We start from the raw sequence: 16,131 nt of genomic DNA on the forward strand, positions 1-16,131 counted from the left end.
AAAACTGAGCAAAAACAGCATCAATAGACATGAAGGCACTCCTGAAAAAGGAGCATAAGATCACAGCTGGATCGCAGGGTCAAACCTGTTTTTCTTGGTCAAAAAACGTTCGCGATCTTGCCCTGGGATATCAGTCAGGGCAAAGGTTTCAGCCAAATTGACACTGTCACCATGGCACCGTTCCCGCCATTCATAATTTAGCATATTTAGTCATAAAAATGCTTAACTGACTGACATTAGGCCACAAGGCCTCGTCACAAGTGACGAGACGCATCTACATCTGGATGTGTGTTGCCCGCACAACACGCAGAGCCTTTTATTAAAGTCATCATGCAATTTATTTTTGATTAAAATGACCAATTGCTCAATAATGTTCAGGCTGTAGCAAGCTCATGCTGCGACAATACAATTAGTCAACACGATTAATTACATTGTCATTTTTACTATGGGCTCAAGCTCAAGGAGTCCGAGTGGACATTACAAGATTTGTAGAGACATTCAACCAAATTAAGACTGACGTTGAACTCAATCAGGCTCTGATGGCGTTTGCGCAGACGATGGGGTTCAACCAGTATCGTTTCGCCTTGATGGTCCCTCAGAGCCTAACTCGCCCTAAAGCCATTATTTTTTCACATTGCAATGAGACCTGGGTCAATCGCTATGGCAAAGAAAACATGTTGTCAAGAGACCCCGTCATCTATCTTGCCATGCAGCGACTATTGCCAATCTATTGGCAAGACCTCCATCTTGAGCCAATTCTCCCCAATGGCGCCCTGGCATTGATGGCTGAGGCGAAAGCATGTGGTTTGCATGATGGTGTTTCCTTCCCATTTCGTGGTACTGGTGGGGAGTCAGGAATCTTGTCTTTCATCACGGAAGAGAATAATTTGGATATCAAGGCGGTCAGTCCAATATTACGGTGGGTTACAGACTACATATTTAATGCTGGGATCCGAGTCGTTAGCTCGACAGAGCGGACGCCAGCATTGAGTGCTCGCGAAGTAGAGTGCCTATTTTGGGCCAGTGAAGGAAAAACGGCTGAAGAGATGGGCGAAATACTCTCACTTTCTGCGAGGACTGTGAATTACCACATCAAGGAAGCGGTGCAGAAAACAAACTCGGTGAACCGCTATCAAGCCATCGCTAAGGCTGCCATGGGAGGGCTTCTACGTCCTGATCTAACCCTAGCTAAGATCGAGGATTATTTGTAAGGCTTAGGCTGTGTTATTAAAGTGATAACGATGTCAGCTCATATTTTCTCAACAGCTGAAGAGCAATGTATGCAGTGTCCCGCCGTTACCAGCGAACCGCTGCTCAATAGGGCTCATCGACGTTGACCTATGATGCCCTGACGGCCCCAATGTCAGGGCGTCCAAAGATGCTGCCGGAGCGCGTAAAAAATCCGGTGGTAATGCCCCGAATCTATCCTCCCCCGCCCTTTCCTGGCCCAGTCTTGTAACTTACACAGCCGACAAACATCGAGGCTCACCAGACAAATAGCACCTTTGCATGTTTGGAAAGGGAACTTAATGTCCGTGTGCATACGGCAAAATGAAGTGCAGGAAAGTATACAGACCCTTTCGAGCACAGGCAGTGTCAAAACCTGCTGGAGGTGACCTCTAACAAGCCATTCAGGAACATGCTATTGGTGATGGCCTATACCGGCATCCGCCCTGTGGTGAGCTACGGGCTGTTAGCTGGGAGGATGCCGATGTTGCGCAGCGCGTGCTCCACCTCCGATGCACCATCACTCAACAGAAGATGCGATGCAAACTGCCGAAGGCAAATCACACACGAATAGTGCATCTGATGCCGCCGGCGCTGGCCGCATGACAGGAACAATTGCAGATAACTGGGGCTCTTTCGGACGCAAAGATTGACATGCACCTACTAGGTGGCATGATCGTGCGCCAAACATTGCGCCCAGTATTTCGTCCAACCAAGTTTGTACCAGGTAGAGCACCGTTTTACTCCGCAGTTTTCCTGGTGGCGCCATGGCGGGCAGCAATCAAAAAGTCAGGGGGTCGGTATCGTCGTGCCTGTCAACTTCGGCATACTTTTGCCAGTTGGAATATCACTGCTCACGGAAATCTTGCGTTCATAGCTGAACAAATGGGCCCCAGCTCAGCAAGGATGTTGCAAGAGGTCTATGGAGAATGGATCGGATCCGCAGTGAGGCCGACCTGATTTCGAGTGCAATACAAAAAATGGGCATGTGCTCCAATAGCGCCCCAAAGTTTCTAACCAGTGCAATAATGCATTGATAATTAAGGATTTTATTTAAACCCTATGCTAAGCAGCAACAATATCACCATGCAATTCGGCGCCAAGCCGCTGTTCGAGAACATCAACGTCAAGTTTGGCGGCGGCAACCGCTATGGCCTGATTGGCGCCAACGGCTGTGGCAAGTCCACCTTTATGAAGATCCTCGGTGGCGACCTTGAGCCTACTGGCGGTAATGTGAGCCTGGACGTCAATGAGCGCATCGGTAAGCTGCGCCAGGATCAGTTCGCCTACGAAGAGATGCGCGTGCTGAACGTGGTCATGATGGGACATAACGAGCTGTGGGCCGCCATCGCCGAGCGTGATGCCATCTATGCCAACCTGGAAGCCACCGACGACGACTACATGAAGGCCGCCGAGCTGGAAGGTCTGGTCGCCGAGTATGACGGTTACACCGCCGAGGCCCGCGCAGGCGAGCTGCTGCTGGGTGCCGGTATTCCCATCGAGCTGCACAACGGCCCCATGAGCGAAGTGGCGCCGGGCTGGAAGCTGCGGGTGCTGCTGGCACAGGCGCTGTTCTCCAACCCAGACATCCTGCTATTGGACGAACCGACCAACAACCTGGACATCAACACCATCCGCTGGCTGGAGCAGGTACTGAACGATCGTGAAAGTACCATGATCATCATCTCTCACGACCGTCACTTCCTGAACTCCGTCTGTACCCACATGGCGGATCTGGACTACGGCGAGCTGCGCGTCTACCCGGGCAACTACGACGACTACATGACCGCCGCCACCCAGGCCCGCGAGCGTCTGATCTCCGACAACGCCAAGAAGAAGGCCCAGATCGCCGATCTGCAATCCTTCGTCTCCCGTTTCAGCGCCAACGCCTCCAAATCCAGCCAGGCTACCTCCCGCCTCAAGCAGATCGACAAGATCAAGATTGAGGAAGTGAAGGTCTCCAGCCGTCAGAACCCCTTCATCCGCTTCGAGCAGGAGAAGAAGCTCTACCGCAACATCCTGGAAGTGGAAGGCGTTGCCAAAGGCTATGGTGAGGCGCCCCTGTTCAAGGGCCTGAGCATGATGCTGGAAGTGGGCGAGAAGGTCGCCATTCTGGGTACCAACGGCATCGGTAAGTCCACCCTGATCAAGACCCTCATGGGCGAGCTGGCACCGGACAGCGGCACCATCAAGTGGTCTGAGAACGCCCAGATCGGCTACTACGCCCAGGATCACGCCGACGATTTCGACACCGATCTCAACGTGTTCGACTGGATGGCCCAGTGGAAACAGGCCAACGAAGACGAGCAGGCGGTACGCTCCGTGCTGGGTCGTCTGCTGTTCACCCAGGACGACATCAAGAAGCCGGTCAAGGTACTCTCCGGTGGCGAGCAGGGTCGCATGCTGTTCGGCAAGCTGATGATGCAGCGTCCCAACATCCTGATCATGGATGAGCCGACCAACCACCTGGACATGGAATCCATCGAATCCTTGAACCTGGCGCTGGAGATGTATCAAGGGACCCTCATCTTCGTCTCCCACGACCGTGAGTTCGTATCGTCCCTGGCGACCCGCATCATGGAGCTGACCGAGAGCGGCATCCGCGACTTCGGCGGTACCTACGAGGATTACCTGCGCACTCAGGGCGTGGTGTAAGCTTCGCCTGTCAAGGCGCCTCCATCATCGAAACAACCGGCAAGCGATTGCCGGTTTTTTTATGGTCGGCTATCGTCCCCTGCTGACGGTCAATCTTGGTCGCGTATAGCCAACGCAGCCAACATTACGACGTCAGCGCCACCCCCAACAGATAAAAAAACGGCCCCATCACGGAGCCGTTTTCAATGGATGAGAACCGGTCGGGTTTATTCGACGGTGGCTTCCACATCGGTGAAGTACTCAATCTTGGCCGCTTTGCGCAACTCTTCGATCAGCGATTGGTAGCTCACCTGGGCCTTGCCCTGGCCAAGCTGGCCTTGCAGCAGGCTGACCATCTCGGATGGCTCCTTGGTCACGTTGACCTTGTCCAGGGCCACCACAACACGATCGCCATTGGCTTCGGTCACCAGCTCGACACTCGGCTTGCCATCCTGCGGATGAGGCATGCGGAACGCCTGCGCCAACAGGTTCTGATCCATGTCCTGAGTGAAGCGGACAACACCGTTGTGCGTCTCCATCTTCAGACCCAGCGCGGTCAGATCGGCTTGAATGTTCTCACCGGCCTTCAGCTTGTCCACCAGAACCTGCGCCTTGCCACGGGCCACTTCACTGGCCTTGTCGTGCTTGATGGCGGCAATCACCTGCTCCTTGATCTCCGCCAGCGGTTTGGCCGCTCTCGGTTGATGGCCGGTGATGTGCATGACCAGGGCCTTGCCATCCGCCAGCTCGATCACGTCGGAGTTGGTGTTGTCATCGCGCAGCTGCTCGGAGAAGGCAACGGAGAGAACCTTGGGATCGTTCAGCGGAGCCGGCGCCGTCGCCTGGGTGAAGTAATCGGAAGATTGTACCTTCATCCCCATGGTATCGGCGGTAAAGTCCAGCGAATCCGGGTTCTCGAAGCTGCTGTCAGCCATCTTTTGCTGCTCGGCAAAGAACAGCTCCTTGGCCTTGTCAGCTTGCAGACGGCTGATGGTGTCTGCTTTCACATCGGCAAACGGCTTGGTCTGGGCAGCTTCAACCCCCAACAGTTTGATGACGTGGAAGCCGAACGGGCTCTTGACGACAGCGGAGAGATCGCCCGCCTTGTTCAGGGCAAAAGCCGCCTTCTCGAAGGAAGGATCCATCACCCCTTTCTCGAACCAGTCCAGTTCGCCACCTTTTTTGGCGGAGAAGGTATCGGAAGAGTTGGCCTTGGCCAGCGCAGCGAAATCATCCCCCCCCTGGGCCTGGGTCAGCAAGGCGTCAGCCTTCTGCTCGGCCGCGTTCTCGTCCTTGCCAAATGGGATCAGGATATGCGCCACGCGGCGACGCTCGGCACGCTGGAACAGGTCCTGGTGCTGATCGTAGTAATCCTGGGCATCCTGCTCGGTGACCTGGATATCCTTGCCGAGGGTGGCGGCATCCAACAACAGATAGTCGACCTTGACCTTCTCGTCGTTCATGAAACGGGCGCTGTTGGTCTTGTAGTACTGCTCCACTTCCTCACCGGAGGCTTGAACATCCCCCAGGTAGGCGGCGGCAGCCAGACGCACCAGGCGCAGATCGCGGGTCTGGTTGTAGAGCCGGTCGAGCTGCTCGGCTTCACCCTTGAGTGCAAATTCGGAGCCCAGCAAGGCGCCCATCAGCTGCTGACGCACCATGTCCTGGCGCAGGGAGTCACGGAACATCTCGGGAGTCATGCCGGCACGACGAATGAGCTGCAGGTAGCGGTCATTGTTGAATTTGCCATCTTCGGCAAACTCCGGCATGGCGAGAATGGCCTGCTTGATCTGCTCGTCGCTGACGCGCAGACCCAGCTCGCGAGCCTTGCTGTCAAACAAGGCTTGATCGATCAGTCGGTCCAGCACACCGCGGCGGAACTGCTTCATGTAAGCGGGATTGGCGGCCAACTGGCTGAAAGACTCCCCCATTTGGGATTCCATGCGGGCCCGCTCGTTACGATAGGCATTTTCCAGCGCAGCCGAGCTGATCTCATTGCCGTTGACGGTGGCGGGGGCGGTACGTGCCGGGCCATTGAGGTAGCTACCTACACCGGCCAAGGCAAAGGAGAGGATGATCAGGCCCAAGATAACCTTGGCTACCTTGCCTTGCGCCCCTTCGCGTAGTTTATCCAACATCATGTGTGTACTTATGCTCCCGAACTCGATGGGCGTAAATAATGAAAAGGCGCACCGATTGCGATGCGCCTTGGTCAATCAGTATGAGGGAGAGCCCTCTCACTTGTCTGGTCTGCGACCAAGGACGGTGGCCGATGTGATATCAGCGCCCGGACTTAGTTGACCGCGTCTTTCAGGGCCTTACCGGCTTTGAAGGCAGGAACTTTACCAGCGGCGATTTCGATGGTCGCGCCAGTTTGCGGGTTACGGCCAGAACGGGCAGCACGCTCGCGCACGGCGAAAGTACCGAAACCCACCAGAGCAACCTGGTCACCCTCTTTCAGTGCTTCACCTACGGCGTCAATGAAAGCATCCAGCGCACGGCCAGCAGCGGCTTTGGAGATATCAGCACCGTCTGCAATCTTGTCAATCAATTGAGATTTATTCACTCTTATATTCCCCTTTTATCGAACATCGCTGCGGCGCCGATTTCCCTGGCCACAACAAGTGGAGGTTTTATAGCAAGCCTCCTGATCAGTTGCAAGTGACAATCTAGCGCAAACCCGCGCCACATCACGCATTGCGACTCATCATGAGTCCCCGAACGGTGGTCAAGGCTACTGCCGTTACCCGGCGCATGCAAGCCTTAACCACCCCCCGAATGCGCCAAATTTGCGGCGCATCAACATTTACACGTCAGAAACGCGCTCAAACCCCTGCGGATTGTCCTGCAACGCCAGTTCCAGCACCTCGTCAATCCAGCGAACCGGATAGATTTCAAGGTCTTGTTTGACGTTGTCCGGGATCTCTTCGAGATCACGCTCGTTCTCTTTCGGGATAAGCACACGCTTGATACCACCGCGATGCGCCGCCAGCAGCTTCTCTTTGAGACCGCCGATGGGCAAGACTTCGCCGCGCAAGGTGATTTCCCCCGTCATGGCCACATCAGCACGGACCGGATTGCCGGTCAAGCTGGAAACCAGGGCGGTACACATGGCGATACCGGCGCTCGGACCGTCTTTCGGGGTCGCCCCTTCCGGCACGTGCACGTGAATATCGCGCTTCTCGTAGAAGTCCGCATTGATGCGCAGCTTCTCGGCACGGGCCCGCACCACCGTCATGGCGGCCTGGATGGACTCCTGCATCACGTCACCGAGCGAGCCGGTGTAGGTGAGCTTGCCCTTGCCCGGCATATTGGTGGTCTCGATGGTGAGCAGATCGCCGCCCACTTCGGTCCACGCCAGACCACATACCTGACCCACCTGGTTCTGATCGGTAGCCTTGCCGTAATCGAAACGCTGCACCCCGAGGAACTCCTTGAGATTGGCCTGATTGACCTGAACATGCTTGATGCTCTTGTCCAGCAGGATACGCTTGACCGCCTTACGACAAATCTTGGAGATCTCGCGCTCCAGATTCCGCACCCCCGCCTCGCGGGTGTAGTAGCGGATCACCCCGACCAGGGCAGAATCTTCGATGGTGATCTCGGACTCCTTCAGGCCGTTGCGCTGGATCTGCTTGGCAACCAGATGCTGCTTGGCAATGTTGAGCTTCTCATCTTCAGTGTAACCGGAGAGGCGGATCACTTCCATCCGGTCCAGCAACGGACCCGGGATGTTCATGGAGTTGGACGTGGCCACGAACATCACGTCCGACAGGTCATAATCCACTTCCAAGTAATGATCGTTGAAGCTGTTGTTCTGTTCCGGATCCAGCACTTCCAGCAAGGCGGAAGCGGGATCGCCGCGCATGTCCGAACTCATCTTGTCGATTTCATCGAGCAGGAACAGCGGGTTCTTCACGCCAACCTTCGCCATCTTCTGGATGAGCTTGCCGGGCATGGAACCGATATAGGTACGACGGTGACCACGGATCTCCGCCTCGTCACGCACCCCACCCAGCGCCATGCGCACGTACTTGCGACCGGTCGCCTTGGCGATGGACTGGCCCAGCGAGGTCTTGCCCACACCGGGAGGCCCGACCAGACAGAGGATGGGCCCCTTGAGCTTGTTCACCCGCGCCTGCACCGCCAGATACTCAAGGATGCGATCCTTGACCTTCTCCAGGCCAAAGTGATCCGCGTCCAGCACCTCTTGCGCCTTGCCAAGGTCTTTCTTGACCTTGGAGCGCGCCTTCCACGGCACCTGCACCATCCAGTCCACGTAGCTGCGCACTACGGTGGCTTCGGCAGACATGGGGGACATCATCTTCAGCTTGGAGAGCTCGGCCTGGGCCTTGTCACGGGCCTCCTCCGGCATCCCCGCCTCTTCAATCTTGCGATTGAGGGCTTCGAACTCGTCCGGGCTGTCTTCCAGCTCACCCAGCTCTTTCTGGATGGCCTTCATCTGCTCGTTGAGGTAATACTCACGCTGGCTCTTCTCCATCTGCTTCTTGACGCGAGTACGGATACGTTTCTCGACCTGCAGCAGGTCAATCTCCGACTCCATCATCGCCATCAGAAACTCGATGCGCTCGGACACAGAGGCGATTTCCAGCACCTTCTGCTTGTCTTCGAGCTTGAGCGGCATGTGCGCGGCCATGGTATCGGCCAGACGTGCAGCATCGTCGATCGCCGAAATCGAGGTCAGTACCTCGGGCGGGATCTTCTTGTTGAGCTTGATATAGCCTTCAAACTGACCGATGGCGGAGCGTACCAGCACATCCTGGTCCTTCTCGTCGATAGCGGTGGAGGCGATGTACTGCGCCTCACCGACGAAGAAGTCCTTGTCATCGATCATCCGCTCAAGACGGGCACGCTGGCCACCCTCCACCAGCACCTTGACGGTGCCATCCGGCAGCTTGAGCATCTGTAAAATATTGGCCACAGTCCCGACGGTGAAGATCTCCTCCACCGTTGGCTCATCGGTTGACGCATCCTTCTGGGCCACCAGCAGAACTTTTTTGTCCTGCTCCATGGCCGCTTCCAGACAGCGAATGGATTTTTCCCGCCCCACAAAGAGTGGAATGACCATGTGGGGGTAAACCACCACGTCACGAAGAGGCAGGACGGGAATCTCGATGCGTTCTGAACGCTCTAGGTTCATATATGTCCTCTCGGCTTGTTATACCGTTGGCAAAGCGCTTGGCTGAGTATATGGGGGCGCAGAGATGAGATTCAATCGCCGAAACCGTAAAAAGCATGAAAGGGGCAAAAAGCCCCTTTCATTTGATTAAAAATCAGACTGTTACTCTGATGCAGCGGCCTGGGTCTCGGGATTTTCGTAGATCATCAAGGGCGCGGAGTCCCCTTTGATCACTGTCTCGTCGATCACCACCTTGCTGACACCGTCCAGGGACGGCAGGTCATACATGGTATCGAGCAACACGGCTTCCACGATGGATCTCAGACCACGGGCACCGGTTTTCCGCTCCATCGCCTTGCGCGCGATGGCGTTCAGGGCGTCGTCACGGAACTCCAGCTCCACCCCTTCAAGATCAAACAACGCGGCATATTGCTTGGTCAGCGCGTTCTTCGGCTCTTTCAGGATCTGGATGAGGGCTGCCTCGTCCAGCTCGGTCAGGGTCGCGACCACCGGCAGACGACCGATGAACTCGGGGATCAGACCATATTTGATCAGATCTTCCGGCTCCACCTTGGCGAAGTTTTCGCTCAGGGTCGCTCTGGCATTCTTGGATTTGACGTCAGCGCCAAAACCGATGCCGGTGCCCTTGACGGATCGCTGCTCAATGACCTTGTCCAGACCGGCAAAGGCACCACCACAGATGAAGAGGATCTTGGAGGTATCAACCTGCAAGAACTCCTGCTGCGGGTGCTTGCGTCCACCTTGCGGCGGGACGGAAGCAATAGTGCCTTCGATCAGTTTGAGCAAGGCCTGCTGCACACCTTCCCCGGACACGTCGCGGGTAATCGAGGGGTTGTCTGACTTGCGGGAGATCTTGTCGATCTCATCAATGTAGACAATGCCACGCTGGGCCTTCTCTACGTCGTAGTCACACTTTTGCAGCAGCTTCTGGATGATGTTTTCCACGTCTTCGCCCACATAACCGGCTTCGGTCAAAGTGGTGGCGTCGGCCATGGTAAACGGCACATCCAGCAGACGAGCGAGTGTTTCGGCCAGCAGCGTCTTGCCGCTACCGGTCGGGCCAATCAGCAGAATGTTGGACTTGCCCAACTCCACACCACCGGCTTCGCTGCTGTTGCGCAGACGCTTGTAGTGGTTGTAGACGGCCACGGCCAACACCTTCTTGGCATATTCCTGCCCGATCACATAGTCATCCAGGTGAGCACGGATTTCATGAGGGGTCGGCAGCTCGCTACCATCGCGCTTGGGAGAGATCTCGCGGATCTCTTCGCGGATGATGTCGTTGCACAGCTCGACACACTCATCACATATGTAGACGGAAGGGCCAGCGATCAGCTTGCGCACTTCATGCTGGCTTTTGCCGCAAAAAGAGCAGTAGAGCAGCTTGTCACCCTCACCCTTGCGTTTTTCTGTCATTCAGCAACCTCGTTTTATCAATAGAGGATGGATCGTCCTGTTGAGTTTACAACAGTCCGGGACACCCTGCTCAGCCGCGCTGGCTCAGGATCTCGTCTACCAGACCATAAGCCACGGCTTGTTCGGCGGACATGAAATTGTCACGGTCGGTATCACGCTCTATGTTGGCCATGTCCTGCCCGGTATGGAACGCCAGGCGCTCGTTCAGGGTATTCTTGATCTTCAGGATCTCCTGGGCATGGATCTGGATATCAGATGCCTGGCCCTGGAAACCGCCCAACGGCTGATGGATCATCACGCGGGCATTAGGCAGGCAGGAACGCTTGCCCTTGGCACCACCGGCCAGCAGGAAGGCCCCCATGGAGCAGGCCTGCCCCATGCAAACTGTCCTGACATCCGGCTTGATGAACTGCATGGTGTCATAAATGGACATGCCGGCCGTGACGGCACCACCCGGAGAGTTGATGTAGATGCTGATGTCCTGATCAGGATTCTCTGACTCCAGGAACAGCAACTGGGCTACCACCAGATTCGCCATATGATCCTCGACCTGACCGGTCAGGAAGATCACCCGCTCCTTCAACAGACGAGAATAGATGTCGTAGGAACGCTCCCCTTTTGCAGTTTGCTCTACCACCATGGGGATGAGCGCATTGCGTGGGGATTCAGTCACATCGTTATAGTTCTTGTACATAAGGCATTGTCCCTAAAATAAAATGGCCCGAGTGGAGATCACACGAGCCATTATACTTAACAGTCTTGACCTTAAGTCAAATGATCTTAGGCAGCGGCACCGGACTTATTGATCACTTCGTCAAAGGCAACTTCTTTCTCGGTCACTTGCGCCTTGGACAGGATCAGGTCGATGGCTTGATCTTCAACCGCCAGATTGCGCACGCCATTCAGCATTTGCTCATTCTTCTGGTAGTACTCGATCACTTCCTTCGGATCTTCGTAGGCAGTGGCCATGGACTCGATGATGCTGGTCACGCGGGCATCGTCAGCCTTGATCTCATTGGTACGGATCACGTCGCCCAACAGCAGACCTACGCGAACACGACGCTCGGCCTGGGCCTGGAACAACTCGGCCGGCAGCTCAGGTGCGTTGCCGCCCTGGAAACCACCGAAACGCTGCAGGGCCTGCTGACGCAGGGCGTCAACTTCCTGCGCAACGGCAGCCTTCGGCAGATCGATCTGGTTGACTTCAACCAGGCCGTTCAGCACTTGCTCTTTCACGCTGTTTTTCAGGGCTTGAGCCAGTTCGCGCTCCATGTTCTTGCGCACTTCGGCTTTCAGCTCTTCAACGTTACCGCTCTCGATGCCGAAACGCTTGACGAACTCTTCGGTCAGCTCGGGCAGGATCTGCTCTTCAACCTTATTAAGCTTGGCAGCGAACTTGGCTGCCTTGCCTTTCAGGTTTTCAGCGTGGTAGTCAGCCGGGAAGGTCACGTCGATGGTGAACTCGTCGCCTGCTTTCTTGCCCATGATGGCGTCTTCGAAGCCAGGGATCATGCGGCCAGCACCCAGTACCAGGTTGAAGCCTTCGGCTTTGCCGCCGTCGAACTCTTCACCGTCGATGGAACCGATGAAGTCCATGGTCACACGCATGCCATCGGCAGTGGCGGCATCAACATCAGCCCAGGTGGCGTGCTGCTTGCGCAGGGTGTCGATCATGTTGGCCAGATCTGCATCCTTGACAGTCGCAACCGGCTTCTCGACCTTGATGGTCTCGAGGCCAGCCACTTCAAACTCGGGGTACACTTCGAAAGTGGCGCTGAAGACGAAGTCCTGACCTTCCTGGATCTCTTTCGGGTCCATGGTCGGGGCACCGACGGGGCTTAATTTGTTTTCGATGATGGCCTTGATGAAGTTGCTCTGCATCATTTCATCAGCAACGCGAGCGTGAGCCATGGCACCGAACATCTTCTTGATGATGGTAACCGGCGCCTTGCCAGGACGGAAACCGTCGACGCGACGGGTTTTGGCCAGGCCATTCAATTCTTTACGCACGGCAGCGTCAACGGTAGCAGCCGGTACAGTGATGGTAAGACGGCGTTCCAGACCCTGGGTTGTCTCTACAGAAACTTGCATTCTTTTACCTCGTTCAACTCAGCACTGTGTGCTGACCCTTATTGCCCCTGGGCAAAGCCCGGAGTCTTCCTGTTTATAAAGACAACGACTGTCTTTGTGATGAGAAAAGATGACGCGGCATTATAGCGGCGCACTTTGGTCGAGTCGAGCCACACATCCCCCAACGAGGGGCCGAAGGCACAATTCGCGCAAATCTGACTCTTATATGGGGAAGCCCTGGCCCGACTTCAAGCGCGCGATACACAAGAATTTGCACTTGCTCACCTTTTTTCGCGCAAAGGCCTACTTTTTCACCTCATTTCCCGCGAAAAAGCCGCCCTGTTCGTGGACTGCGACCCAAATTGTCCACCCCATCACATCAACCATTGCGTCCATGGCTGCTGCTCGCTATGGTGACAACCAAATTTATGAGTCTGGAGTGACCAACATGGCCTTTTTCCGCTTCTTGTTTAACCTGCTCTGGTTTCTACTGGGGGGCGTCTTCATGGGGCTGGCCTGGTGGCTGGCAGCTCTGCTCTGCTTTGTCTCGCTGATCGGGATCCCCTGGGGTCGTGCCTGCTTCGTCATCGGCACCTTCACCTTCTTCCCGTTTGGCAAGCAGGCGGTGAGCCGCAAGAGCATGACAGGGCAGAGTGATATAGGCACAGGCACCCTGGGGTTGATCGGCAACATCCTCTGGTTCCTGGTGCTCGGGATCTGGCTGGCCATCGGCCACATCGCCTCGGCGCTGGCCTGCTTCGTGACCATCATAGGTATTCCGTTTGGTATCCAGCACCTCAAGCTGGCGCTGATCGCCCTTGCCCCCATTGGTCAGATGGTGGTGACCAATCACGAAGCCGAATCCGGTCGCTACATTCGCTGAGTACCACGAAAATCGCACAGGCAAGCTGCCTGCGCCGCAAAAAAAGGGCAGACTAGGGTCTGCCCTTTTTCATTACTACCGCCCGAGGCCAGCCATGCTTCCCAGCCACTTTTTCGCCAATCTCGCCCGCATGAGACTCATCTATCGCTGGCCACTGATGCGCAACATACAACCCGAAAACATCGCCGAGCATAGCCTGCAAGTGGCCATGGTGGCCCACGCCCTTGGGCTCATCCACAATCGACTGTTCGGTGGCAATGTGGACGCCGATCGCGCCGCTGTGATGGCGCTCTATCACGACAGCAGCGAGGTGCTGACCGGCGATTTGCCAACCCCGGTCAAGTACTTCAATCCCGAAATTGCCCGGGAGTACAAGAAGATAGAGCTGGCCGCCGAGCAGCGTTTGCTCGCTATGCTGCCACCGGAACTGATGGAGGATTTTCGCCCCCTGCTGGACTCGGGCGCGCAGGATGCCGAACTGGCCCGACTGGTGAAGGATGCCGATACCCTCTGCGCCTACACCAAGTGTCTGGAGGAGTTAAGCGTCGGCAACCGGGAGTTCGAACCGGCCCGCAAACGGCTGGAGGGGATGCTGGAAGCACGGATGAGCCCGCAGATGCGCTACTTCATCGACGTCTTCGTGGCCAGCTTCTCGCTGCCGCTCGATGAGCTGAACGCGCACTAAGCCACGCCACACGACCTGAAAACAGAAGGGCCCGCCGGTTTGCACCGGCGGGCCCTTCGTTCTTTATCGGCGGCTCAGATGCCGCGCATCAGTGACCCAGCTCGCGGGATGGCACCAGTCCGCTCGCCCGCCAAGCGGGGTAAAGCGTCGCCAACAGGCTCATCAGTATGGCCGCTCCGGTCACGATCAACAGATCCTGCAGATGCAATTCGGTGGGCAGGAAGTCGATGAAATAGATGTCAGGGTTGAGGAACCGGTGGCCGATCACCCCTTCAATGAAGCTCAGGATCTGGGTCAGCTTGCTGGAGAGCAGGCCGCCGATCAGCGCTCCGAGCAGCGCCCCCATCACACCATTCACCATGCCCTGAATGACGAAGGTGAGCCGGATCTGACCTGGGCTCGCCCCCATGGTCTTCAAGATGGCAATTTCGCTGCGCTTCTCGTTCACCGCCATCACCAGGGTGGAGACGATGTTGAAGCAGGCCACCGCCACCACCATCAGCATCACCACGTACATGACAGTACGCACCATCTGGATGTCCTGATAGAGATACCCCTGGCGGCTCATCCAGCTACTGATGTAGACGTAGTGCGGGAATTTCTGGGCGGCAGCCACCGTGATGGACTGCGCCTTGAGCACGTTCGTGACTTTGAGGCTGAAGCCCTCCACCGCACTGCCCATGCCGGTGATGGCCTGGGCATCGGCCAGGTGCATAAAACCGAGCACACCGTCTAATTGGCCACCGATCTCGAGCAATCCCACCACCTTGAGGGATTCCCGTTTCGGGTTTTTGATGGCGGACGCATCGCCCGCCTGGGGCAGCAAGAGCGCGACCGTATCCCCGATGGTGACCCCCAGCTTGTCGGCGATGGTCTTGCCGAGAATGAGCCCGTGCTCACCCGCCTGCAGCTCGCGCAGACCGCGCCCCGTCATGTACTTGCCCGCTTCGGACAAATTGGCTTCGAGCTCGGGTAGCACGGCGCGTACCTGCAATCCCTTGAGGGCATTGCCGTGCTCCAGCAGCCCATCAAGCCGGATCACGGGCGCGGCGGCTTCCACGCCGGGCTGGGCCAGCAGGTAGTCGCGCAACGTGGGCCAGTCGGGCAGCGGCGCCTCCATCCCCATCAGCTCGCCATGAGGCACCACGGAGAGCACCCTGTCTTTCAGCTCCCGCTCGAACCCGTTCATGGCAGACAAACCCAGAATGAGCGCCATCACCCCCAGGGCGATGCCGATGAGGGAGGAGGCGGAAATAAAGGCGATGAAGCCGTTGCGACGACGGGAGCGGCTGTAACGCAGGCCCAGAAAGAGGGGCAGCGGTTTGAACATCAGGCGACCTCCGCCATGATGCCGCTCACCAGGGTCACCCGCCGATGGAGCTTGGCAGCCAGGCTGAGATCATGAGTGACCACCACAAACGCCGTGCCCAGCTCGCGGTTGAGCTCGCACAAGAGCTCGTAGACGGCGGTGGCACTGGCGTGATCCAGGTTGCCGGTGGGCTCGTCCGCCAGCACCAGGCTCGGCTCATTGACCAGGGCACGGGCGATGGCCACCCGTTGGCGTTCGCCACCGGAGAGCTCGGAGGGTCTGTGATGGAGGCGATGGGAGAGCCCCACCCGCCCCAGCATGCGAGTCGCCTTGTCGGTGGCACTGGCCACCGACTCGCCGGCGATCAGCAGCGGCATGGCGGTGTTCTCCAGTGCGGTGAACTCGGCGAGCAGGTGGTGGAACTGGTAGACGAACCCCAGCTCCTGGTTGCGGAATTTGGCCTGGGTGCGACTGTCCCAATGATGGATATCCTGCCCCTTGAACAGCACGGCGCCGCTCGACGGATTGTCCAGCGCCCCCATCAGGTGCAGCAGGGTGGTCTTGCCCGAGCCCGAGCTGCCCACCACCGCCAGCATTTCGCCGGGGGCGACGGACAAGTCGATCCCCTTGAGCACCTGGGTCTCCAGTTCGCCCTCTTTATAGACATGATTCAGTGCCTGACAACGCAGCAGAGGTTCAAAGGAGAAGGGGTCATTCATAAACGGGGCTCCACTAACGCCGGATGT

The 16,131-nt window shown here is 56.9% G+C and carries 12 protein-coding genes; 4 read left to right on the top strand and 8 right to left on the bottom strand.

Annotation, left to right across the window (positions count from 1 at the left end):
- The first annotated feature begins 470 nt into the window (after window positions 1-470).
- Window positions 471-1,211 carry a LuxR family transcriptional regulator gene (locus tag GWQ22_RS14910; protein WP_052449365.1) on the top strand — a complete coding sequence of 247 codons (741 nt, stop codon included), beginning with the start codon at window positions 471-473 and terminating at the stop codon, window positions 1,209-1,211.
- Between the two features lie 1,078 nt (window positions 1,212-2,289).
- Window positions 2,290-3,882 carry an ABC-F family ATPase gene (locus tag GWQ22_RS14915; protein ID WP_275930796.1) on the top strand — a complete coding sequence of 531 codons (1,593 nt, stop codon included), beginning with the start codon at window positions 2,290-2,292 and terminating at the stop codon, window positions 3,880-3,882.
- A gap of 206 nt (window positions 3,883-4,088) precedes the next feature.
- Here the strand turns inward: GWQ22_RS14915 and ppiD are convergent, their stop codons facing one another.
- The 6 genes from ppiD to tig all read right to left on the bottom strand — a co-directional run bounded on the left by ppiD (window position 4,089) and on the right by tig (window position 12,529).
- Window positions 4,089-6,002, bottom strand: a complete 1,914-nt coding sequence (ppiD, locus tag GWQ22_RS14920) for a peptidylprolyl isomerase (RefSeq protein WP_275930797.1) — start codon at window positions 6,000-6,002, stop codon at window positions 4,089-4,091.
- A gap of 152 nt (window positions 6,003-6,154) precedes the next feature.
- A complete protein-coding gene (gene hupB, locus GWQ22_RS14925; RefSeq protein ID WP_005315375.1) occupies window positions 6,155-6,427 on the bottom strand; it encodes a nucleoid-associated protein HU-beta in 273 nt (90 codons plus the stop codon).
- A 240-nt stretch (window positions 6,428-6,667) separates the two neighbouring features.
- On the bottom strand, window positions 6,668-9,022 hold the full coding sequence (gene lon / locus GWQ22_RS14930; protein ID WP_042037415.1) for an endopeptidase La: 2,355 nt from the start codon (window positions 9,020-9,022) through the stop codon (window positions 6,668-6,670).
- A gap of 141 nt (window positions 9,023-9,163) precedes the next feature.
- Window positions 9,164-10,438 carry an ATP-dependent protease ATP-binding subunit ClpX gene (gene clpX / locus GWQ22_RS14935; protein WP_042037414.1) on the bottom strand — a complete coding sequence of 425 codons (1,275 nt, stop codon included), beginning with the start codon at window positions 10,436-10,438 and terminating at the stop codon, window positions 9,164-9,166.
- Window positions 10,439-10,508: 70 nt separating this feature from the next.
- A complete protein-coding gene (gene clpP / locus GWQ22_RS14940; protein WP_275930798.1) occupies window positions 10,509-11,132 on the bottom strand; it encodes an ATP-dependent Clp endopeptidase proteolytic subunit ClpP in 624 nt (207 codons plus the stop codon).
- Between the two features lie 86 nt (window positions 11,133-11,218).
- Entirely contained in the window at window positions 11,219-12,529 is a 1,311-nt protein-coding gene (gene tig / locus GWQ22_RS14945) for a trigger factor (RefSeq protein ID WP_042037412.1), read from the bottom strand.
- 427 nt (window positions 12,530-12,956) lie between these two features.
- Between tig and GWQ22_RS14950 the strand changes: the two genes are divergently transcribed.
- Complete coding sequence (locus GWQ22_RS14950; protein WP_042037411.1) at window positions 12,957-13,391, top strand: YccF domain-containing protein; 435 nt, start codon at window positions 12,957-12,959, stop codon at window positions 13,389-13,391.
- Window positions 13,392-13,485: 94 nt separating this feature from the next.
- On the top strand, window positions 13,486-14,076 hold the full coding sequence (gene yfbR, locus GWQ22_RS14955) for a 5'-deoxynucleotidase (protein WP_042037410.1): 591 nt from the start codon (window positions 13,486-13,488) through the stop codon (window positions 14,074-14,076).
- Between the two features lie 88 nt (window positions 14,077-14,164).
- On the opposite strand, the gene lolE is transcribed toward yfbR, so the two are convergent.
- Together lolE and lolD are read right to left on the bottom strand one after the other, a co-directional pair.
- The gene (gene lolE, locus GWQ22_RS14960) at window positions 14,165-15,406 is read right to left on the bottom strand and encodes a lipoprotein-releasing ABC transporter permease subunit LolE (RefSeq protein ID WP_275930799.1); all 1,242 of its coding nucleotides are present in this window, start codon (window positions 15,404-15,406) and stop codon (window positions 14,165-14,167) included.
- The gene (gene lolD, locus GWQ22_RS14965) at window positions 15,406-16,104 is read right to left on the bottom strand and encodes a lipoprotein-releasing ABC transporter ATP-binding protein LolD (protein ID WP_275930800.1); all 699 of its coding nucleotides are present in this window, start codon (window positions 16,102-16,104) and stop codon (window positions 15,406-15,408) included. The genes lolE and lolD overlap by 1 nt, the downstream gene beginning before the upstream one ends.
- Between the last annotated feature and the right edge of the window lie 27 nt (window positions 16,105-16,131).

This window comes from Aeromonas sp. 1HA1 (assembly GCF_029237385.1).
Lineage (GTDB): Bacteria > Pseudomonadota > Gammaproteobacteria > Enterobacterales > Aeromonadaceae > Aeromonas > Aeromonas popoffii.

Coding starts and splice junctions, on each gene's coding strand:
- clpX (WP_042037414.1), bottom strand. CDS start 10,438: ATGACAGAAAAACGCAAGGGTGAGGGTGACAAGCTGCTCTACTGCTCT.
- GWQ22_RS14950 (WP_042037411.1), top strand. CDS start 12,957: ATGGCCTTTTTCCGCTTCTTGTTTAACCTGCTCTGGTTTCTACTGGGG.
- lolE (WP_275930799.1), bottom strand. CDS start 15,406: ATGTTCAAACCGCTGCCCCTCTTTCTGGGCCTGCGTTACAGCCGCTCC.
- tig (WP_042037412.1), bottom strand. CDS start 12,529: ATGCAAGTTTCTGTAGAGACAACCCAGGGTCTGGAACGCCGTCTTACC.
- ppiD (WP_275930797.1), bottom strand. CDS start 6,002: ATGATGTTGGATAAACTACGCGAAGGGGCGCAAGGCAAGGTAGCCAAG.
- lolD (WP_275930800.1), bottom strand. CDS start 16,104: ATGAATGACCCCTTCTCCTTTGAACCTCTGCTGCGTTGTCAGGCACTG.
- GWQ22_RS14915 (WP_275930796.1), top strand. CDS start 2,290: ATGCTAAGCAGCAACAATATCACCATGCAATTCGGCGCCAAGCCGCTG.
- clpP (WP_275930798.1), bottom strand. CDS start 11,132: ATGTACAAGAACTATAACGATGTGACTGAATCCCCACGCAATGCGCTC.
- yfbR (WP_042037410.1), top strand. CDS start 13,486: ATGCTTCCCAGCCACTTTTTCGCCAATCTCGCCCGCATGAGACTCATC.
- lon (WP_042037415.1), bottom strand. CDS start 9,022: ATGAACCTAGAGCGTTCAGAACGCATCGAGATTCCCGTCCTGCCTCTT.